General features: G+C 49.5%; 18 protein-coding genes. 15 read left to right on the top strand and 3 right to left on the bottom strand.

Features of this window, described 5'->3' with window-relative positions; translation table 11 throughout:
• Position 1: 1 nt before the first annotated feature.
• The 8 genes from paaH (at position 2) to BV405_RS02125 (ending at position 11,063) form a co-directional block, all read left to right on the top strand.
• Entirely contained in the window at positions 2-1,543 is a 1,542-nt protein-coding gene (gene paaH, locus BV405_RS02160; RefSeq protein ID WP_086479200.1) for a 3-hydroxyacyl-CoA dehydrogenase PaaH, read from the top strand.
• Positions 1,536-2,015 (top strand): hydroxyphenylacetyl-CoA thioesterase PaaI, encoded by a 480-nt coding sequence (paaI, locus tag BV405_RS02155; protein WP_086479199.1) that lies wholly within the window; start codon positions 1,536-1,538, stop codon positions 2,013-2,015. The genes paaH and paaI overlap by 8 nt, the downstream gene beginning before the upstream one ends.
• 30 nt (positions 2,016-2,045) lie before the next feature.
• Positions 2,046-3,254: a 3-oxoadipyl-CoA thiolase gene (gene pcaF / locus BV405_RS02150; RefSeq protein ID WP_086479198.1), complete on the top strand. Its 1,209-nt coding sequence runs from the start codon at positions 2,046-2,048 to the stop codon at positions 3,252-3,254.
• A 120-nt stretch (positions 3,255-3,374) separates the two neighbouring features.
• A complete protein-coding gene (gene paaK / locus BV405_RS02145; protein WP_425435125.1) occupies positions 3,375-4,673 on the top strand; it encodes a phenylacetate--CoA ligase PaaK in 1,299 nt (432 codons plus the stop codon).
• Positions 4,674-4,955: 282 nt separating this feature from the next.
• Positions 4,956-6,845 carry a methyl-accepting chemotaxis protein gene (locus tag BV405_RS02140; protein ID WP_086479197.1) on the top strand — a complete coding sequence of 630 codons (1,890 nt, stop codon included), beginning with the start codon at positions 4,956-4,958 and terminating at the stop codon, positions 6,843-6,845.
• Positions 6,846-6,994: 149 nt separating this feature from the next.
• Positions 6,995-7,201, top strand: coding sequence for a hypothetical protein (locus BV405_RS02135; RefSeq protein ID WP_086479196.1), 207 nt, complete (start codon positions 6,995-6,997; stop codon positions 7,199-7,201).
• Between the two features lie 225 nt (positions 7,202-7,426).
• The gene (locus BV405_RS02130; protein ID WP_176330013.1) at positions 7,427-8,755 is read left to right on the top strand and encodes a cyclic di-GMP phosphodiesterase; all 1,329 of its coding nucleotides are present in this window, start codon (positions 7,427-7,429) and stop codon (positions 8,753-8,755) included.
• A gap of 253 nt (positions 8,756-9,008) precedes the next feature.
• On the top strand, positions 9,009-11,063 hold the full coding sequence (locus BV405_RS02125; protein ID WP_086479194.1) for a methyl-accepting chemotaxis protein: 2,055 nt from the start codon (positions 9,009-9,011) through the stop codon (positions 11,061-11,063).
• 92 nt (positions 11,064-11,155) lie between these two features.
• On the opposite strand, the gene BV405_RS02120 is transcribed toward BV405_RS02125, so the two are convergent.
• Entirely contained in the window at positions 11,156-12,499 is a 1,344-nt protein-coding gene (locus BV405_RS02120) for an ATP-binding cassette domain-containing protein (protein WP_086479193.1), read from the bottom strand.
• A gap of 372 nt (positions 12,500-12,871) precedes the next feature.
• Here BV405_RS02120 and paaX point away from each other — a divergent pair, with 372 nt between their 5' ends.
• The 7 genes from paaX (at position 12,872) to BV405_RS02085 (ending at position 20,478) form a co-directional block, all read left to right on the top strand.
• Positions 12,872-13,798: a phenylacetic acid degradation operon negative regulatory protein PaaX gene (gene paaX / locus BV405_RS02115; protein WP_086479192.1), complete on the top strand. Its 927-nt coding sequence runs from the start codon at positions 12,872-12,874 to the stop codon at positions 13,796-13,798.
• A 29-nt stretch (positions 13,799-13,827) separates the two neighbouring features.
• On the top strand, positions 13,828-15,141 hold the full coding sequence (locus BV405_RS02110) for an FAD-dependent oxidoreductase (RefSeq protein WP_086479191.1): 1,314 nt from the start codon (positions 13,828-13,830) through the stop codon (positions 15,139-15,141).
• A 250-nt stretch (positions 15,142-15,391) separates the two neighbouring features.
• Complete coding sequence (locus BV405_RS02105) at positions 15,392-15,970, top strand: DUF2889 domain-containing protein (RefSeq protein WP_086479190.1); 579 nt, start codon at positions 15,392-15,394, stop codon at positions 15,968-15,970.
• Positions 15,971-16,064: 94 nt separating this feature from the next.
• Positions 16,065-17,096 (top strand): hypothetical protein, encoded by a 1,032-nt coding sequence (locus BV405_RS02100; RefSeq protein WP_086479189.1) that lies wholly within the window; start codon positions 16,065-16,067, stop codon positions 17,094-17,096.
• Between the two features lie 214 nt (positions 17,097-17,310).
• Positions 17,311-17,895 carry a NapC/NirT family cytochrome c gene (locus BV405_RS02095; protein ID WP_176330012.1) on the top strand — a complete coding sequence of 195 codons (585 nt, stop codon included), beginning with the start codon at positions 17,311-17,313 and terminating at the stop codon, positions 17,893-17,895.
• Between the two features lie 88 nt (positions 17,896-17,983).
• Positions 17,984-19,321: a multiheme c-type cytochrome gene (locus tag BV405_RS02090; RefSeq protein ID WP_086479188.1), complete on the top strand. Its 1,338-nt coding sequence runs from the start codon at positions 17,984-17,986 to the stop codon at positions 19,319-19,321.
• Positions 19,322-19,509: 188 nt separating this feature from the next.
• Positions 19,510-20,478, top strand: coding sequence for a DMT family transporter (locus tag BV405_RS02085; protein ID WP_086479187.1), 969 nt, complete (start codon positions 19,510-19,512; stop codon positions 20,476-20,478).
• Here the strand turns inward: BV405_RS02085 and BV405_RS02080 are convergent.
• Positions 20,441-21,160: an LrgB family protein gene (locus tag BV405_RS02080; RefSeq protein WP_086479186.1), complete on the bottom strand. Its 720-nt coding sequence runs from the start codon at positions 21,158-21,160 to the stop codon at positions 20,441-20,443. The two genes, BV405_RS02085 and BV405_RS02080, sit on opposite strands and share 38 nt — an antisense overlap.
• Positions 21,153-21,533, bottom strand: coding sequence for a CidA/LrgA family protein (locus tag BV405_RS02075; protein WP_086479493.1), 381 nt, complete (start codon positions 21,531-21,533; stop codon positions 21,153-21,155). The genes BV405_RS02080 and BV405_RS02075 overlap by 8 nt, the downstream gene beginning before the upstream one ends.
• Positions 21,534-21,879 lie beyond the last annotated feature (346 nt).

Raw genomic sequence — 21,879 nt, 5'->3', positions numbered from 1 at the left:
CATGTCATCTAACGTTCTTAACCCATTAACCGCGAATGATGTTGTTGCTGTTATCGGTGCAGGCACCATGGGTGCCGGTATTGCACAGGTAGCGGCTCAGTTTGGTCATACCGTTCTGCTTTACGACAAAATGGAAGGTGCGGCTCAGGCTGGTCTTGATCGTACCGCGAAAGGTCTGGAGAAACTGGTTGCCCGTGGCAAGATGAGCGAATCCGATAAAGATGCGCTGGTTGCCCGTATTCAACCGACCGAAACACTGTCTGATCTGGCTCCCGCCAAACTGATTGTTGAAGCCATCGTTGAAAATCTGGCAGTTAAACAGTCTGTTTTCTCTGAACTGGAAGAGCTTTGCTCTGAAGAGACGATCCTTGCGACGAATACCTCTTCAATTTCAGTGACCGCTATTGGCTCTGCCCTGAAGCGCCCTGAGAATCTGGTCGGTATGCACTTCTTTAACCCGGCTCCGATTATGAAGCTGGTTGAAGTGATCAAGGGCCTGGCGACATCTGATGCCGTTGCTCAGCAGGTTTATGATCTGTCCGTCGCATGGGGCAAACATGCGGTAATGGCGAAGTCTACACCGGGCTTTATCGTTAACCGTGTGGCACGCCCTTTCTACGCTGAAGGTCTGCGTGTTCTTGAAGAAGGCGGTGCTGACGAAGCTACGATTGATGCTATTGCCCGAGAAGCTGGCCAGTTCCGTATGGGTCCTTTCGAACTGATGGATCTGATCGGTCACGACGTCAACTACGCAGTAACCTCCTCTGTGTTTGATGCCTATTACGGCGACCAACGCTTCCTGCCCTCTCTGATCCAGAAAGATCTCGTTGAAGCGGGCTTCCATGGTCGTAAAACCGGTCGTGGTTTCTACAACTACGCTGAAGGCGCAGAGAAGCCGGAAGCTCAGACACTGGCGCCTCAAACCGCACCAACCAGTATTACGGTTGAAGGTGAAATGGGTTGTGCCGAGCCACTGATCGCTCGTATTGAAGCAGCTGGTATCAAGGTTCATCGCTCAACGGAACACGACCACAATGGTCGTATCTCCATCGGTGATCTGGTCATTGCCCTGACCGATGGCCGCATGGCAACTGAGCGTGCTTCTGTTGCACAGCGTCGTCAGCTGGTGCTGTTTGATCTGGCGCTGGATTACAGCAAAGCAACCCGTATCGCTCTGACCAAAGCGGATCAGACATCAGAAGAGAGCCTGAATCAGGCAGCTGGTCTGTTCCAAGCGATCGGCATGCAGGTTTCTGTAATCGATGATGTGGCCGGTATGGTTCTGATGCGTACCGTTGCCATGCTGGCCAACGAAGGTGCGGATGCCGTAAACCAGCAGGTTTGTTCTGCCAAGGATGTCGATATCGCTATGCAAAGCGGTGTGAACTACCCGCAAGGCCCTCTAGCCTGGGCTGACAACGTTGGCCTTGAGCACATCCACACCGTTCTGACCAATCTGGTTAACAGCTATGGTGAAGATCGCTACCGCCCTTCCCCACTGCTACGTCGCAAAGTATTTGGAGCACAGAAATTCCATGGCTAATGAAAACACTGCATTAGAAAACCTGACGCCGGATGAACTGGCCAGCCGCTGTGCACACACTATGTACGAAAGCGACTGGGCTGCTCAGGCGCTGGATATGAAAATTCTGGAAGTTCGTGAAGGCTACGCCAGGCTGAGCATGCTGGTGCGTAAAGACATGTCTAACGGACACGCGATCTGCCACGGCGGCATGATCTTTACTCTGGCGGATACCGCTTTCGCATACAGCTGCAACAGCTACAACAAAGTCACCGTAGCTGCTGGCTGCAACATCGAGTTTGTTGCTCCGGGCAAGCTGGGAGACACCCTGATCGCTGAAGCGAAAAAGGTTAGCCTGACCGGTCGCAGTGGCATCTACGATGTGACCATCAGTGATTCCAGCGGCCAGGCGATAGCCCATTTCCGTGGCAAATCCCGCCAGATTAAAGGCGAGATTATCCCAACGGATTCCACCAACGTATCCGATCAGTAACTCATCAGAGCATTTAGAGGAACTTTAAGCATGAAAGACGCTTATATCTGCGATGCGATTCGCACCCCTTTTGGCCGCTATGCCGGCAGCCTGTCCTCCGTTCGCGCTGATGATCTGGGTGCTATCCCGATTAAAGCCCTGATGGAGCGTAACCCACAAGTCGATTGGTCTGTAGTTGACGATGTGATCTACGGCAACGCTAACCAGGCCGGTGAAGATAACCGTAACGTAGCGCGTATGTCGTCACTGCTGGCCGGTATGCCGACCAGCGTTCCGGGCACCACCATTAACCGTCTGTGTGGCTCCGGTATGGATGCTATCGGTATGGCTGCCCGTGCAATCAAAGCCGGTGAAACCGACCTGATGATCGCCGGTGGTTGTGAATCCATGTCCCGTGCACCTTTCGTGATGGGTAAAGCGGAATCTGCTTTCAGCCGCAATCCGAATGGCTTGTACGATACCACCATCGGCTGGCGTTTCATCAACAAACAGATGAAAGCGGAATACGGCGTTGACTCCATGCCGGAAACTGCTGAGAACGTCGCCGAAGATTTCAATATCTCCCGCGAAGATCAGGATCTGTTTGCATTCCGTAGTCAGCAGAAAACCGCTGCAGCAATGGAAAAAGGTCTGTTCAACGAAGAGATCTGCCCGGTAACGATTCCTCAGCGTAAGGGCGATCCGGTTGTTGTTGATACCGACGAGCACCCGCGTGCAGAAACCACTCTGGAAGCACTGGCAAAACTGAAAGCGCCTTTCCGTGAAGGTGGTTCTGTGACTGCTGGTAACGCGTCTGGCGTTAACGACGGTGCCTGTGCCCTTCTGATCGCTTCCAAAGAAGCGGCTGAGAAGCATGGCCTGACGCCAAAAGCCCGTATCGTAGCCATGGCCACTGCAGGTCTTGAGCCACGCATCATGGGTTTTGGTCCTGCACCAGCATCCCGCAAGGTTCTGGAAAAAGCAGGTCTGACTCTGGAGCAGATGGATGTTATCGAACTGAACGAAGCCTTTGCTTCTCAGGGGCTGGCGGTAATGCGTGATCTGGGTCTGCCAGATGATGCTGCACACGTTAACCCGAATGGCGGTGCGATCTCTCTGGGCCACCCTCTGGGTGCTTCCGGCGCACGTCTGGTAACCACTGCAATGTACCAGCTGCACCGCACCGGTGGTCGCTATGCACTGTGCACTATGTGTATCGGTGTAGGTCAGGGTATTGCTCTGATCATTGAACGCGTTTAAGCGTTCAGCAATTCTGCTGGGGAGGGCAACCTCCCCGGTCAAACGTCCAAAGAGACGTGATTGATTAAAAATAAATAAAGCAGAACAAGAAAAACAAGAGTTACTAACAGGACAATCATTATGATGAACTTCAAAGTCGATCCCAACGCCCTTGATCCAATTGAAACTGCAAGTATTGATGAAATTCGTGCTCTTCAGCTGAGCCGGATGAAATTCAGTATCAAACACGCTTATAACAATGTACTGGCTTACCGCAAGCTGTGTGACGAAAAAGGCGTGCATCCTTCCGATCTGAAAACACTGGATGATCTGAAGCTGTTCCCGTTTACAACCAAGCAATACCTGCGCGACGCCTACCCGTTTGACTCTTTCGCCGTACCTATGAGTCAGGTTGTGCGTGTACATGCCTCCTCCGGCACCACAGGTCAGCCAACTGTTGTAGGCTATACCCAACACGATATTAATGTCTGGGCTGACGTTGTTGCCCGTTCGATTCGTGCTGCCGGTGGCCGCAGCACGGATAAAGTTCACGTTTCTTATGGCTACGGCCTCTTCACTGGTGGCCTGGGTGCTCACTACGGTGCCGAGCGTCTGGGCTGTGCGGTGATTCCTATGTCCGGCGGTCAGACTGAGAAGCAGGTTCAGCTGATGCGTGACTTCGATCCGGATATCATCATGGTGACTCCGTCATACATGCTGAATCTGATCGATGAGATGGAGCGTCAGGGTGTTGACCCTAAAGAGATGGCTCTGCGTATCGGTATCTTTGGTGCTGAGCCCTGGACTGAAGAGATGCGCGGCAATATCGAAACCCGTCTGGGTATCGATGCCGTTGATATCTATGGCCTGTCTGAAGTAATGGGCCCTGGTGTGGCGATGGAGTGTGCAGAAACCAAAGATGGCCCAACCATCTGGGAAGACCACTTCTATCCTGAGATTATCGATCCGAATACCGGTGAAGTTCTGCCTGATGGCGAGTATGGTGAACTGGTATTCACCTCTCTGACCAAAGAAGCTCTGCCGGTTATCCGCTACCGTACCCGTGATCTGACCCGTTTGCTGCCGGGTACTGCCCGCCCAATGCGTCGTATCGACAAGATCACCGGCCGTTCCGATGACATGCTGATTATCCGTGGCGTGAACGTGTTCCCGACTCAGATCGAAGAACAGATCCTGAAAATCCCGGCATTGGCTCCTCACTACGAAATCATCGTATCCAAACAGGGTAACCTCGATGTCGTGAATGTGAAGGTTGAGATGACACCTGCTGCTCAGGATGCTGATCAGACAGCAGTCATTAAAGAACTGCAGCATCACATCAAGTCGGTGGTAGGCATCAGCACTAAAGTGGATATCGTACCGGTTGGCGGTCTAGCCCGCTCTGAAGGTAAAGCCAAACGCGTAACAGATCTTCGATAACATCTGAACGCAAAAGTGTTTCTGACTAAAACCCCGGACTTCCGGGGTTTTTTTTATACACTGCCAGCAATGCAGCCAATATAAGTCACCTTCAATAGCGATCAGAAAACCCAAATACACTATTTAGCTGTTTGATAAATTAGTGGACGCAAGTGGTATTAATGGATGTAAAAAACTATATTGGTCAGATTCTGTCAGGTTCATGGAAGAACGGAATTGTTATTACGATCTCTCCTGCCCGCCAGATCACCCGTACCAATCAAAATAATAAAGGACTTTTTCATGAAGGGGCTTTCTCTACGGGCGAAGATCATTGCCATGGCGACATTGGCAGTCTTTGTTACCTCCCTCGCCTTAACCGGCTTTTCTGCATTTCGACTCTCCGATATGACCCGTGACAATGTTGGGCAACGTGTTGATGGTGTTTCTAACGCCGTTGGCAAAGGTGTTGAGCGTTGGCTGTCTGCTAAATACCAGCTGTTGAACACGCTGGCCGAACGCCCTGCCGATCAGGATGCCTTTATTGAACAACTGAATATGACCCGGGAAGCCGGCGAGTTTATTGCTATTTTTGCCGGTCTGACCGATGGCACCCGTATCGGCAGCAACGGCCGGACCTTCTTTGTTAACGGTTATGATCCCCGCACCCGTCCCTGGTACAAAAAAGCGATTGAAGAGAAGAAGATGGTTCTGATTGGTCCTTACGAGGACAGAACCACAAAAGAGATGACCTTCACTATCGCACGCCCGTTGGTCCAGAATGGTCAGATCACCGGTATCATAGGTGCCGACCTCCAGCTTAAACAGCTGTTTGCAGAAATCACCTCCTTTGAATCCGGTGCCAACAGCCAGCTGTTTCTGCTTAATGATCAGGGCCTTGTCATTGCCCACCAGAATCAGGAATACCAGCTTCAACCGGTATCCAAGCTTTATCCTAATCTGAAAGAAGAATTACTCAGTAAACTGTCCGGCAATGCATCTCTGACACCGGTAGATACCGTAAATGGCACTAAGTTGATTCGGATTGTCGGTGTACCTAACTCGTCCTGGCAGCTGGGTGTTGAAGTGGATGAAACCACTGAGATGCTGCCATTTACAGAGACCCTCGGTATCCAGTTCCTGATCAGTCTGGCGATCTTCCTAATGGTTATGCTGACTGTTGCCCTAATGGTCAAAGTTCTCTTGAAGGATCTGCAACGTGTCGGTTATGCCCTAGGCAATATTGCCAAAGGCGAAGGTGATCTGACTCAGCGTATTCAAAGTCGCAGTACCGATGAAGTGGGCAAACTGGCAAATGACTTCAACCATTTTGTCAAAAGCCTGCACAGCACCATTGGCAAACTTGAAGTGACTGCAGTAGATCTCAGCAGCCAGTCGGGCATCATCGCCGATAAAACCGAACAAAACAGCCAAAAAATCTATCAGCAACGCAACGAGACCAATGCAGTCGCAGAAGCTGTTGATCAGTTAGCTCAATCAACTCAGGACATTATTCAGCACGTCCACAATGCCAACAGCCAGGTTGATCAGACACTATCACTGGGTCAGGACGGCATCATTCAGGTGAGTAAAAGCCAGCGCTCTGTTAATGATCTGGCCTCGAAACTCGATAGCGCCAGCGATGTAGTTACCCGCCTGAACAACCACGCTCAGGGCATCACCGGTATTCTGAACACCATTGAAGAAATCGCTGAACAAACCAATCTTCTGGCTCTTAACGCGGCTATTGAAGCGGCCCGTGCAGGTGAAGCTGGCCGTGGATTTGCTGTCGTGGCTGATGAAGTTCGTAGCCTGTCACAGCGCACCAGCAGTTCTACCAGTGAAATTCAGCAGGTTATGGAGTCTGTTCAGCAGTCAGCTACCGAAGCAACACAACTGATGCAGGCCAGTAGCCTTCTTGCAGAGGAAAGTGTTGCCGACGCGGGTCAGGCTAAAGAGATGCTGACTCAGATTCTGGAAGCCGTTGAAGCGATCAGTCATCTCGCAACCCATATCAGCAGCGCTACCGAGCAACAGGCAGCCCTGAGTGAAGAAATTCACAGCAATACCGACACCATTCGTGGTGTAGCAGATGATCTGGCAAGAGATGCGGATGAAAGTGAGCAGCAGGTTAAAAAGCTCTCTCAACTGGCACAAGATCTGAAACAGGAAGCAGGACGTTTCGTTATCTGATGTGTTTTTAAGGGCGTCGAATCGAGGCATAACGGGTGTTTGTGAGAATTCTGACACATAGTTACAAACAAACACTCAAGTTCGCTTCAGATTTATCCCCTTTGGCCGCTAGAATGACTACAGATAGATAAATCTAGAGGAGAATTTCGATGGAAATTTCAAACAGTAACGCTGCCAACTATGCCAACCAGGCAGGCAAACAAGATGCACTTCTGGGTGCTCAGGTTGCACTTGTTGGCAAAGCAAAAGATCAGGGTAAAGTGATCATGGATACTCTGCTGAGCTCCATCAACACTGTGCAGCCAGCGGCCCCGGTTGAATCTCACCTGGGTAACAAGCTGGATGTACGAGCTTAGTTCTTAAGCATGTACGGTTTATCAGAGGAGGCTTAGGCCTCCTCTTTTTTTACCTCACACTCCCCCCCTCTCAAACACGTCTCACTTTACCGAAGCGCAATACCTGATTATTTTACTCTCCTTTAAAAAATACCGCCTACACTTACTAACTGCCCCCCCACAACTGTCTGTTGCTCCTTGAAAGCAGGAGTTACTCACCGTCTGAATTGCGCTATGAGGCATGTTATGAGTAAAGCAATTGCGGTCAGAAACCTTCGCCCGGGAATGGAGGTCATTGCGCTTGATTGTCCTTGGGAGCAGATTCCGTTCTGGGATGGCCCCTTCGTTATTGAGACCGCCGATGACATCATCCGTCTCAGCAACTATTGTGATAAAGTAATGGTGGATTCAAAAGAGAAGAGTGAGCCTGTACTGGCTACCAAGCCTCAAATACCCACCGATCAACCAGCCTCTCATGAAATAACGGCTTCACAGCAAACTGAAGCGACCGCTCATCACCACAACAAAGATAGTCGCAACAAAGATTTTAAAGATGAACTGAAGCAGCAGCGGGTTGAAAAGCTCAACAAAGTTAAAGCCAAGGTCACCCCGGAATATGCTCAAAGCAGTGTCGAAGAAACACGGCTTGAGCTGGAAGAGATGTTTTCTGATATCAGAACCGGCGGCAGTGTTCACACCAAAGAGCTTTACGATGCCGTTCAGCACATTCTGATCTCCAGCATTGCGCAACCCGAAGTGCTGGCGATGATGAACCACATAAGCCCTAAAACCGGCACTCTGGCGCAGAAATCAACTGATGTTTGTATCTGGAGCCTGTTATTCGGCCGTCGCCTTGGTATGAACAAAGAGCAGTTGATTCAGATCGGCCTTGGTGCGTTATTGCACGATATCGGCATGCTCAAAGTTCCGGATAGCCTGTTAAGCAATAAGGGCATCTTAAGTGTTGGCCAGCGACTGATGATTCAACAGCATGTCGAAGATGGCCGCGCCCTAATTGGTCGGGATGAATCATTAAAACAAATTGATGCTATGGTGGCCTATCATCATGAGCGCTACGATGGCACCGGCTATCCGACAGGGATTCGCGGTAAACGTATTCCTCTGATGGCCAGAATCCTTTCTATTGTGATGGCCTATGAGGCGATGACACGGGATCGACTTTACAAACCCTCTGATAATCCAACCCAGGCATTGAGTCAGCTATACCGACTTAGAAACAAACATTTTGAAGGTGCGCTGGTTGAGCGCTTTATCGCCTGCGTAGGTGTTTATCCTATCGGTACCCTTGTTCAACTCAGCGACCTCACCATCGCCTTAGTGACAGAAACTCATCCGGATAAGCGCTCACAGCCTATCGTAAAACGCATTCTTTCACCCGACCTTGAGGTTATTGAAGCCGACACACCAGTAGATCTTTGCCTGAAGGGCTGCAATGTTAAAGTACTCAGAGCGGTAGAACCCGCAGAACTTCCCGAAGAAGTGATTACCAGCATTCATCACCTGATGCGACTGCACACACCGGTAAATCTGACCGATTACCAGCTGACAGGCTGAAGAGCCAGTATCTTTTCCTGACATTAAATAAGCACCGTTAACCCCCGGGTCTGATTTTGTCAGATAGGGATAAATCCTTTTGGTATCAGTACTCTCAGGCATTCGACAACGAGAAAAATCAATTTAACTTATTAAGAAATGGTTAATTTATTGCCTTCCTAAAGGAAGGGCGGATATTATTTTAGGGTTTCTTTAAATACCTGAAACATTGTAAGGCTAATATCCGGCCTGTTTACTTTAGCCAGGAGGCACCATGTCGCTATACGACACTCAGTTCGATTCAGGCCCTATTAACACCCCGAACACCGGCGATACAATGGTATCCATCACTGATCTTGAAGGTAAGATCACCTATGTAAACCGCGTGTTTATGCGCATTTCCGGCTACCACGAAAAGCAACTGATCGGCTTTAATCACAACCTTGTCCGGCATAAGGAGATGCCGCGTTGTATCTGGCACCGTGTCTGGAAACGCCTTGAGAAGGATGATGAAGCTTTTATTCTGGTAAAAAACACCAGCTCATCCGGAAAGGCATACTGGAGCTTCTCTGCTCTGTATCCCAACTTTGACGCAAAAGGCCAAAAAATCGGCTACTGTGCCGTGCACTACCCTGCATCAGAAGCCATGATCCGACTGATTGAACCTATCTATGCAGAAGTGTTGCGCGCCGAGAATCAGGATCTGAATACGGGTCTGGAATGCCTTGAGCGTTTATTGCAGGAAGCAGGTCACAATAGCTATACAGAGTATCTGCTTGAAGCGCATCACCGGCAATCCCCTGAGCATGCGTCCGGTAAATCCGGTTATCAATCCACTTACGCCAAACAGACCTCAAGCAACAGTGCGTCCTGGCCTTTCCTACACACTCAGGTAAATATCGCACAGGGTCTTCATCTGTTTCTTGCCGTTGCTGTAACAGCTGCAGGCCAGTATTTCTATTCGGCTTCCTTGTGGTTTTTACTCTATCCGCTTGCCGTTCTGGCAGTAATTATCTATATGCGCGGCATTATGCAGCGCGCCCTTAAAGTGCTGCATCGGGTCCACCACACCATTAAACGCAGCAAAATGGGTGAACTTCACCACAGAGTGAATGACATTTCTGGTCTTGGTGAAGTTGGGCAAGTCGCTTGGGAGATGAACGAGTTGCTGGATCAGATTCAGAGTTTCTACCTGGAAGCTGACAGTGCCTTTCAGGATGTATCAGAAGGTCAGGAACACCGCTTAGCCATAAGCAGCGCCGTCTCCGGTGCTCCCCACAGATCTCTGGAGCAACTGAATACAGGCCTTGAAGCGATGCGTCAGGTTCGAACAATCCGTTCGCGTAATGAACTCATGTCTAAGCTTAATGAAATCAACGTCAACTGCCTTGTACCCAATCTGACCACAATTCAGGCCGACCTGACCGGTGTGATTGAAGAGATACGCTTTGCTCTCAACACATCCAGTGAAAACCGTGACGATGTTGAAGCGTCGGAACGTGTTATCGAAACCATGCTTCACCAGCTATCTAACATCACAGGTGTTTTACGCAATATCGAAGGGCTTGTCATAAAACTGGATGAAGATGGGCAGCGTGTTGTCGATGCTCTGGAGCTAATCTCAGATATATCCGAACAGACCAATCTGCTGGCACTGAACGCCTCAATTGAAGCTGCCCGCGCCGGTGAACATGGTCGCGGATTCGCAGTCGTTGCCGATGAAGTGCGCACCCTGGCCGGCCGATCAAAAGACGCCGCAGAAAATATCAGCCGGATTATTGAAACCTTTGCTGAGCGCTCTAAACAGATGCGCGATGCCTCAGAACAAGCTGGCGGTGAAGCGGAAGCCTTAAATAGGGATATTGATGGTTTTCATCAGACTTTCAATCGCTTAGCCACATCCGCCGTTGATACCAATAAGCGCCTTGCCCATGCCAGCGATAAAAATTTCACTATTCTGGCAAAGGTAGATCATATCGTTTACAAACAACGCACCTATCTGGGTATTCAGGATACCCAACAGCACTCTGATGCCGTCAACGCTGTTAGCGTGGATCATCACAACTGCCGTTTGGGTAAGTGGTATGACGAAGGTATCGGCTATGAGCAGTTCCGACATCTGCATAGCTTTAAACAACTTCAGACACCTCATGCGGCCATCCATAAATGTGCCCGTTTCGCGGTAGATCTGGCATCCGATAACTGGCTGGGTAATCAGGATATCCGGGATGAGATTGTTGCCGCTGTCCAACGGGCTGAAAGTGCCAGTGATGAAGTGATGGCTCTGCTGGATTCCATGGTTGAAGAAAAGCACTTAGCTAAAGCCTGAAGCCCGTAATAAGCTATTATCGATCCTAATTAATAACCCCGCGCTTGCGGGGTTATTAATCTCACTCAAATTTATTTCCACTTTGAGTGGGGTCAGGCGAGCATTTCCAGATCTGCATCCGCTGACTGAGCTTTTGCTTTCTCGACATCAAGTAATATTCCCTTTCTCATCTCAAAATGTCGGTTAGCCAGCTCCGAGGCAAAACCCCGTTTACGCTCACTAAGCATCAGAGTAATACCATCCTTTTTTGCACGCCGGATCACACTGCTCACCTCTTTAACCATATCTGGTGACAGGTCAGAATAGGGTTCATCAATCAGCAGCAATTTAGGCTTTGCCATTAAACCTCGCGCCATAGCCAAAAGCTGCTGCTCACCTGCAGATAGTGAACCTGCCATCTGATGGCGTTGCTTTCTTAATAACGGAAATCCCTCGTAAATCACTTCCAGATCTGAATACACGGAAGCATCCATCTTGCGCGAATAGCACCCTAAAAGAATATTGTCTTCGATACTCATAGGCCCAAAGACCTGACGCCCCTCAGGCACATGCACAATACCGGCATAGACACGCTTATCAGCTGGCATTCGACTGATATCCAGCCCTGAAAAAGTGACTGAACCCGAGGATAGCTCCTGAAGTCCACATATCGCTTTGAAGAGACTGCTTTTACCGCTGCCATCCTCTCCCATTACAGCTACGATATCTCCACTTTCAACCTCAAACGAGACACCTTCCAAAGCTATACTCTCCTCAAATTGACAACTGGCACCCTCCACTTTCAGTAAGGTGTCATTGCCCATGATAGGAGCGGGTTTAGAAACTGCGGGGTTATGGCCGATAATACTCTCCGGCGTCATTTGCGAAATTTTCTCTCTCAAAGCACTAAATTCTTCACGAACCTGACGACCGAACAAAGGATCATCATCCTGATCACGGGAACTCACCAGCGCCAACCAGTCTGCTTCCAAAAGATGCTCGCGGGCCAGAGGAACAACAATCCCTTCTTCTCGTTTGATATGCTTTCTGAGCGCAAAGATAAAACGACTCAGTTGCTTGCTGAACAGATCCCGCCCTTCAGGGTAGTTAGCAGCACAGCGATCCAGAAGGCCTCGCAGCTCTGCAATGCGTACAGCTCCTATCAGATGATCTTCGGTCTGGCGGCTAAGTAACGCCTCTGCCTCAGGTACGCGCTCCCGCAACAACTGATGCAGGAGAATATCTTTGCCATCCAGATGGATGCGATGGGAAAAACTTTGCAGATAATCCAGAATGGTGTGTATCAGTTCCGCATCCGGTGCCTGATCTTCCATATTCATCTGACGCTGCAACTGCTCCAGAATATCCAGAACCCGCCAGATACCTCCATGCTCTGCGATAATGACGCGAATTGCGCCGTTCATCAGTGACGGTTTTTCAATGCTGATTTGTGTCATCGGTGAAGACTCCTTTCTCCGGTTTTTATGCTTATTATTTGGATCGGACGAACCTTATTATTTTTATCTTGATACGTTTCTTTGAAGTTCAGGCAGTCAATTCAGGCATCTGCTTTTTATTCACAAAAACGCATAAAGCTCATATCAGCAGCTGTTGTGCTGGCATACCAAATAGTTTCAGATAAAACCTAATACAACCCCTGCCCAGATCAAGCCAGTTACAGTATCAGAACAATCTGAAACAGCTTCCTGTCTTATCCGTATATCTGATCACATTGAGTATCAGATCAACGCTGATGCCTTGCCTGGGCTGATTTGCCTCCGTACAATCAGCGTCTCATTCCACTCAAAAGTGTTACAAAACAAAATCCCATGCCAAAAAACCGCGCAGTTAGTCAGCTTGTCGAAGAGTTCTGTCAGCAACGCCCGATTCGGGCCGGTTCACTTATCATCACCGTTTATGGTGACTCTATTGCTCCCCGTGGAGGAACCGTTTGGTTAGGCAGTCTGATTAACTGTCTAGAGCCTTTAGGCCTGAATCAGCGACTGGTGCGCACCTCGGTTTTTCGACTCGCTAAAGAAGAATGGTTAACCGCTGAACAGATTGGACGTCGAAGCTACTACAGCCTGACGGCATCGGGTCGCCGTCGTTTTGAAAAAGCTTTTAAGCGGGTTTACGCCCCTGTTTTGCCCGACTGGGATGGTCAATGGAGCCTGATTATTGGTAATCAGCTTGATCCTGAAGTCAGAAAAGTTGTTAAAGAAGAGCTTGGCTGGTTAGGTTTCGGCCTGATTGCCCCCGGGGTTATGGCACATCCCACCATTGAACTTTCAGAGTTACAGTCCACCCTGAGGGATCTTAACGCTGCCGAAGACGCTATTGTTTTTAAAACCCAAAAACAGGATGTGATCAACGGCAAGCCACTACGACTTCTCGTAAAAGATTGTTGGAACCTGGATAAACTTTCGGAAAGTTATCGTTTGTTTCTGAACAAATTCCGCCCGATCTGGAATGAACTAAAAGGCGAAGACAATCTTGATCCGGAAGACTGCTTCCTGGTTCGTACCCTACTGATTCACGAATATCGCCGGGTTCTGCTGCGTGACCCACAGCTGCCAGAAGAACTGTTGCCAAGTGACTGGGAAGGTACTGCTGCCCGCCTGCTGTGCCGCAATCTTTATCGACTGGTTACTGACAAAACCGAGCGTCATCTGAGTCAGATTCTGGAGACTGCTGAAGGTCCGTTACCGGATGCATCCCCTGCGTTCTACAAACGCTTTGGTGGCCTCAGTCTCTGAGCATCAGAATCAACAGCTAAGGATCCCTTATGCCATTACAGATCGCCATCGTTGGCAGTGGCCCGGCCGGTTGTTTTATTGCCGAGTTACTGAGCCGCAAGATTGAAGACTGCCAAATCGACATCATCGAGCGTCTGCCCTCCCTCTTCGGACTTGTTCGGGCGGGCGTAGCACCGGATCATCAGGGCACCAAGAATGTCACTCGCCAGTTCGAGAAAACACTGGAAAAAGACAACATCCGGGTTCTTGCAAACCTGAATGTAGGGCCTGATATCAGTTATGACGAACTGAAGTCCTGTTACGACCTAGTTGTTATCGCCACAGGCGCCTCCGAAGATCGCATGCTCAATATTCCCGGCGAAGATAGTGCAGGCGTTTATGGCTCCAGCCACTTTGTTGGTTGGTACAATGGCCATCCTGCCAGCCATCAGAATCCACCGGAGTTGAAAGGGCCATCGGTCGCCATTATTGGTCACGGTAACGTCGCCCTGGATATCGCACGACTGCTGGCGAAAACATCAAACGAGCGCGCAGAGACAGATATCTGCGCTCCTGCCATGTCGCAACTCGATAACAGCGAAGTTTCTGATATCTACCTGATTGGTCGTGGCACTCCGGAACAATCCAAATTCACCCCTCCGGAGCTTGCTGAGCTGAAAGCTCTGAGTGCAGCGGTTCCTGTCATCAGCAACACACGGATTCCTGAGACGCCCTCATCGGACCTTGATCCAAGAGAGGCCCGCGCAAAACAGATGAATCTCGACCTGTTCCGGGAGTTTGCAGAAAATGCCTCAAACCCGGTTTTGACAGCTGGTAAAACCCGCATTCATCTGCTCTTTAACCATTCGCCAGTGGCTGTCGCGTCAGAAAATGGCCGGATAAAATCACTGAAGTTGAAACATCAAGCTGAACAGGCTTCTGATGAGCTCGCTCTTCCCGTCGATACCTTAATCAGTGCCATCGGTTATCGCAGTCGTGAAATTTCATCTGTGCCTTTTGATACGCAACAGGGGCGTATCCAACATGAGAACGGCCTTATCGAACCAGGTGTTTATGCCACAGGCTGGTGCCGTCGAGGACCAAATGGTGTGATTCCAACGAACCGCGCTGATGCTCTTGAAATCAGTAAGCGGATTCTGGCGGATCTGGATTCAGGTCAGATCTCAGCCGGAAAATCCGGCCGGGTCGCAATGGATAATTTGATTGAAGCTAAGCAACTGAAGGTTCTGAGCTATCAGGACTGGAAGACCATTGATCAGGCAGAGCAAGACAGGGCGCAAGGGAACAAACCGAGGGAAAAATTCCTCACTGAAGCGGAAATGCTACAGGTGTTATCTTCCTGATTGTTCTGAAAAGCTCTTCTCGCGGTGGTACCTCTGTACCACCGCTACATGTCTGACCAAAACTCGCGTCTGTGTTTCCTCTCACAGCTTATCGGCTTCCTCTCACAGCATTACCGGTCACTAAATTGACCTGCAAGTCAGCTGCCATTTCAGTCTAACCTACTGTTTTTGATATACTTAATCACATTCAGCCCTCCACTGACGGATGAATAACCTCCATTACCGCAATTTTGATTTCAGGTTTCCGACTATGTCTCTGTCTCCAGCGGCTTCGCGCCAGTTGATCCATACCCGAACTGTAACCTGTAACGCCTACAAGCGTGATGATGGCTTATGGGATATCGAAGGCCACATGACAGACATTAAAACCTATCCTATTCCCAATGAAGACCGTGGCGGTTTTATTCCGGCGGGAGAACCTCTGCATGAGATGTGGTTGCGCATCACCATCGACACCCAACTCACAATCCATGATGCCGAGGCCAGTACAGAACACGCCCCTTTTGCTATCTGCCCCAATATCACACCAGCTTACCGGGCGCTTAAAGGACTGCAAATCGGACCCGGCTGGAACAAAAAAGTGAAAGAGTTGTTGGGCCATGCCGCTGGCTGCACCCATCACACAGAACTGCTGGGGCCAATGGCAACCACAGCCTTTCAAGCATTGTATGAAGAACTGAAAAAACAGGATGAGGCAAACGACAAGCCTCCGGCGATTATGAATACTTGCCACGCATTGGCTGATACCAGCCCTGTTGCCAAAAGACTTTGGCCGGAACATCACAAAAGCGCAGAAAAAGTTATTCCATTGGAAAATAAAGATGCCTGAGAGACTCCTGTAAGGGATTAATCCCTTATGTTTTTCCTCCGAGCAGCATAAACTATAAGCAATAGCCCTAATAACAAGAATAAACGGAGTCACCATGGCCGACAGTCTTATTATCGCCGCCACCCGCTCAGTCAATCATCAGGGAGATCTGCAGCCGCTACGCGACCTGATTCAACAGGCTGAAGCAGATGGCTTTCGCAGCACAACTCTGACTATCGATGATCTGAATACACCGTGGCAGAGCCCTGTTGAAGAGGGTCATTTCCGCAGCGGTTGCGGGCCAATAGAAGCTCTTTCTGTGGCAAATCGTTTGATACAGGATGGGGATGCTGATCTTGTCGTTATCTCAGGTCGGGACTTTATTAAAAGTGATTACTCTCAGGAAGAGCGCCATGAAAAAATGGTTATCTATCCTGAATACAGTATTCCGGAAGCCTACACCCTGCTTGCCCGACATTTCTGTGATCATGAAGGCTTAACGACCGATGGCTTTATTTGTCTCAGAGATGCCATTTTTGAGAACCTGAAACAAACAGCTGTTACTCACGAGCTGAAGTTACCCGGAGAAAACTGGTACGAGCCTTTAACAGACCTGTTCCGCGGAGTTGATTGTGCGAACCCCGTAATCGACTTTGAAGGCCTTGTCGTGGTGACGCACAGTGATACAGCCTTAACCCCCTTAATGGAGCCCGTTGCTATTAAAGGTGTTGGCGTGGGTATCGCTGAAAACGACGGTCCTGAATTCGCCCGGGAACTGGCTCGATACCATGCTCTGGAAAAAGCCGTGCACTATGCAGAAGTTCAGTCAGGACTTGATGTCGAAGAAATCATTAACGGCAATAACACTCTACTGGAGGCTTACACCTGTTATCCGGTTGTTCCCCTTGCTCTACTGATGAAGGCGGGTGCTCTTCAATCTGAAAAAGAGATTATCCGCTGGTTGGAGAACAAGGCGCTAACTTGCACTGGCGGTATGAATCTGGCTCGTGCTCCCTGGAATAATCCGGCACTTAACGGCCTGATCGCCGTTTGCGAGCAACTCCAGCAGCATAAAACTCAGGCTTTGGTTCATGGCAATGGCGGCCTTGGCTATAAGCAAGGTATCGCACTACTCGAACGCCAATAACTCCCTTTTTATCACTTCTCACATCTGTCACTTAAAACAATAGCTTGCGGAGATCAGCCGCAGGCTATTCGTCATTTTTAATACTCCTTCTCCTAATATATTAGGCGTTACTATCCCTTTACAAAAAAGTTCCGTTTTTCATGCTCTTTTATTGTGCATAAATAAGTGCTTAGGCTACCCTTGCAGGTAAATTCCCTCACAGAGAGTAAGAGAATTGACACAACGGAATTCCAAAATAAAAAAAGGGTTGCTCGCTGTTGTCGTGATTGGTGCGTTACTGGGACTTTTCTCCGTGTTCAGTTGGATGGGAACCGATTACGCACTACACGCTACTTCCGATCAGACATTCTGCGGTGGATGTCACAGCATGAAACCTATGCAGGCTTCATTTCTGAATGACAAACATGGCGGAGCCTCCACCAAGGGTGTTCAGGCACTTTGTTCAGACTGCCACCTCCCTCAGGACAATTACGTTTCCTACCTCTATGTCAAAGCCAAAAGCGGCGCATGGGACGTCTGGAAAGAGTTTGTTCTGGGTGCAGATGATGTTGATTGGTACGCCAAACGAGAGCGGGCTAACGAGTTTGTTTATGACTCAGGCTGCCTCAAGTGCCACAACAATCTGCGGACCGGTTCCGAACGAAGTAACAAACAGTTTGTCGCTCACAAGCCTTACTTTATGGGCACCACAGAAAAAACCTGTATTGACTGCCACAGCGTTGGCCACAAGGACCTTGAGCAAGAGCTTAAGCGTCACTTCGGCCCCGTTACGACCACATCAGTCAGCTCAGTCAAATAGTTAAAGCGCACGGACAAATAATAAAAGCATTCGCTTATTCAATCGCTTCGCCCCACAGAAGCAAACCGAAAGGATGATGAGGTTTAACATGACCATAAGAAACGTCTACCGCCCGATACTGATACTGCTGGCACTCTGCCTGCTGGCCTTCAGTAGCGCTGGAATGGCGGCCGAGTCGAAAACCAGCACGGATATGAGCCAGGTTAAAACCCTGAACTTCAAGCGTGGTTTAAGTGAAACCGACAAAGCCTGTATCAGCTGTCACCAGAAAGTACAGCCGGGTATTGTTGCCGACTGGAAAGATAGCCGACACAGCCATGTCAGTGTGGGCTGTAATGACTGTCACGCAGCTAAGAAAGGCCAGCCTGATGCGCAACTGCACAACAAGGGTGACCTGAAGAATGTGTACATCTCACCTCTGGTATCTCCTGCCACCTGTGGCCGTTGCCACCCGAAAGAACAGGAGCAGTTCAATCAGAGTGGTCACTTCCGTTCTTACCACCAGATTATTCCGAAAGACAGCCTGCATGCTCTGGTAAAAGTGCATGAGGGCCGTAACAACAAAGAACTGGGCGGAGCACCAAACGAAACCGGCTGTATCCAGTGTCACGGTACTGAGATCAAGCTGGATAAAGAAGGTCGACCTGATCCGACAACCTGGCCAAATGCTGGCATGGGTAACATCTACCCTGACGGGGCTACCGGTAACTGCTCTGCCTGCCATACCCGTCACAAGTTCTCCATTGCAGAAGCCCGCAAACCAGCAGCTTGTGCGTCCTGTCACCTTGGCCCGGACCATCCGGATATTGAGGTGTACAACAACAGCAAACACGGCCATGTATTTAATGCCGATGGCAACAACTGGAAATGGGATTCCCCACCAGATGGTTGGGAGCCAGGTGATTACCGAGCACCGACCTGTGCAACCTGTCACATGAGTGGTATTGGTGAGCTGAGCACAACCCACAACATTACCGAACGTCTTTACTGGAACCTGTGGGCGAAAGAATCCAAGGTTCGTAACTCTGACGATGTTCTGAGTCCTCTTCTGGGCAACGGTGTTGAAGGTCGTAAGAAGATGGAGCAGGTATGTAGCTCTTGTCACAGCTCGCGTCACACCGAAGGCTTCTTCAAGCAAGGCGATAAAGCCGTAAAACTCTACAATGTTGAGTACTACGCACCTGCTAAGAAAATGCTGGATGAACTGAAAGAGAAAGGTCTGCTGAAGGACAATCCGTGGACCGATGAATTCCAGATCACTTTCTATCATCTATGGCACCACGAAGGCCGTCGTGCACGTCACGGCGCTATGATGGGCGCTCCGGACTATGCTCACTGGCATGGTTTCTTCGAACTGCAGCAGGATCTGTACAAGCTGCAGGGTATTCATAAGAAACGCCTAGAAACCGGCAAGATCGAAGACTAAGAAAAGCTTCTTTTCTGCCCTTAGAAAACCAAAAGCCCCTGCTCTGCAGGGGCTTTTGTCGTTTTAATTTTCAGTAATCGGACATTCTATTCGACTGATCATTTTCTCGCTGGACAGCAATATCTACCAAGCCTAATCTTGCCCTCTACCCTATATCTCTTTATTTCCTGTTTACAGCGAGAAGAACAATGGCTCCACGCTATATGGCCACCTTTGCCCTCCTGTTAGCCATGCTACTCTGGGCCAGCTCCTTTATTGCCCTGAAATACGCCTTTCAATGGTATCCGCCGGAATGGGTGATTTTTGGCCGTATGCTGGTAGCCGCAATCTGTTTCCTGCCTTTCTGGAAACTGCTCAAACCTGAGCATATTCCTCACAAGGATAAACTCTGGCTGCTGGCATTAGCCTTTGCGGAACCGGGGCTCTATTTCATTTTTGAAAGCCTTGCACTTGAGAACACCAGCGCGTCACAGGCAGGTATGATTACCGCCTTGCTTCCCATGCTGGTGGCGATAGGTGCTGCTTTCTGGCTGAAGGAAAGAGTCAATGTCTGGACGATGCTGGGCTTTGGACTCGCTATTGCCGGAGCCATTCTTTTAAGCACCAGCAGCCAGGCGGATGAAAACGCGCCCAATCCGGTTTTTGGCAACCTGATGGAGCTGATGGCTATGATCTGTGCTGCCGTTTACACCCTGATCCTGAAGAAACTCTCAGACCGTTACAGTGCCTGGTTTATCACCGCATTCCAGTCGTTTTTCGGTACCGTTTTCTTCCTGCCCCTTGCACTTTCTACGGAAGGTCAAATGGTGTTCCATCAGGAAGGCATCCTGTCCATTCTTTATCTGGGAGCCTTAATAACACTGGGCGCTTACGGGCTCTACAACTGGTCAGTGCAGCAGATTCAGGCCACACACGCCAGTGCCTACACCAATCTGATTCCGGTTTTCACTGTGATTATGGCTTTCCTGATTCTGGACGAGCGCTTTACTCAGGGGCAAATCATTGCGAGTTTTCTTGTGATTGCAGGCCTGGCTTTAAGCCAAATGCCGGATAGAAAAGCAAAAGAAAAGGCTCGCAATGCTGCGAGCCTGAATGATGACGTGGTATCAGACGGGAAGCTTAAACCCCAAGAAAACGTACCACCAGAGGCAGGATAAAAGCACTCAGCATGCCGGTCAGCCCCATTGCAAGTCCGGCAAATGCACCAGCAACAGAGCTGACAGTAAAACTCTGCGCGGTACCAAAACCATGGGCTGCAAGGCCCATGGTAAAGCCCTGCACGCTGTGATCATTAATTTTTAGTGCTTTAAACAGCAAAGGCCCGATCACACAACCGATTGCACCGGTCACCAGTACAAGGCCTGCTGTCAGGGACGGGTAACCGCCAATTTTTTCTGCAATTCCCATCGCAATAGGTGAAGTCACTGATTTCGGCGTCAAAGAGAGAACTGTCTCGCGACTCCCTCCCATGCCAACAACAATCGCGATAGTAGAAACGGCTGCGGTAATAATTCCGGAAATACAGGCAATGATCAGTGGCCAGAACATCTGCTTGACTCGCTCGAGATGATCGTAAAGCGGCACAGCCAAAGCGACTGTCGCAGGTCCAAGCAGGAAATGGATGAACTGCGCTCCTTCAAAATACTGCTGATAAGTCATATCGATCAGCATCAGAAAGGCAACTATCAAAGCGATAGCAACGATCACCGGGTGCAGAAAAGCACTACCACCCGCCAAACGGTTTATTCGGCTCGCAATCAGAAAGGCCGCCAAGGTCACCATAATGCTCATAATAGGACTGGCAGAGAGATAAACCCACAGCGTATTTAGCTCATCCATGACCTTTCTCCTCATTAGCCTGATCTGCTGATTCGATATGCTTTGCAGCCAGCTTGTTTAGCAGCACGCCGGTCACTAATAGGGTCACTGCAGTGCTCAACACCAGAGCTGTCGCTATCACCAAACCATCTGCTGCGATCAGGCGATAGTGCACCATCAGCCCAACGCCTGCCGGAACAAATAACAGAGCCAAATAGGTCAGCAGGCCTTCACTTGCCTGACGCACCCCCTGAGGAACACCACCATTGATAATCAGGCCAATCAGCAGAAGAACCATCCCTACCACTGGCCCGGGAAATGGCCAATCCAGATATCGAACAATCAGCTCACCAAGAAACTGACAGAACAGCAAAACAAGAAAACCGAACAGCATAGCGTCCATACACCCGTTTGAAATTTGGTTTTGGCATGATGCCTTTCCGGAACTCTAAATGATATAGATCAAAGGTAAAAACCCCCAAAAGGGCGGCTTAATATCAGTGTCACACGGACAACACAAAATACACACCAATATAGTTGCCAGAGGTTTAATAAGAGCTGGCTTTTATTGCGTTTAAAACACCATAAGCTAAGCCCCTTGCCTCTGAGCTTTCACTATTTGAACAGTTCCAAAGCCTTATCTGTCCGCAAAGAGGTCACTATGAAACAACAGTCCTTCTATAACGGTCATTTTTCCGGCTATATCTGCGGTGCCTGCTTCAGACGCTTACCCCGCTCGG

It is taken from the genome of Oceanospirillum sanctuarii, assembly GCF_002150805.1.
Classification (GTDB): domain Bacteria; phylum Pseudomonadota; class Gammaproteobacteria; order Pseudomonadales; family Halomonadaceae; genus Oceanospirillum; species Oceanospirillum sanctuarii.
The sequence above is the reverse complement of the archived record's forward strand: the minus strand, read 5'-3'. Positions and strand labels throughout refer to the sequence as shown.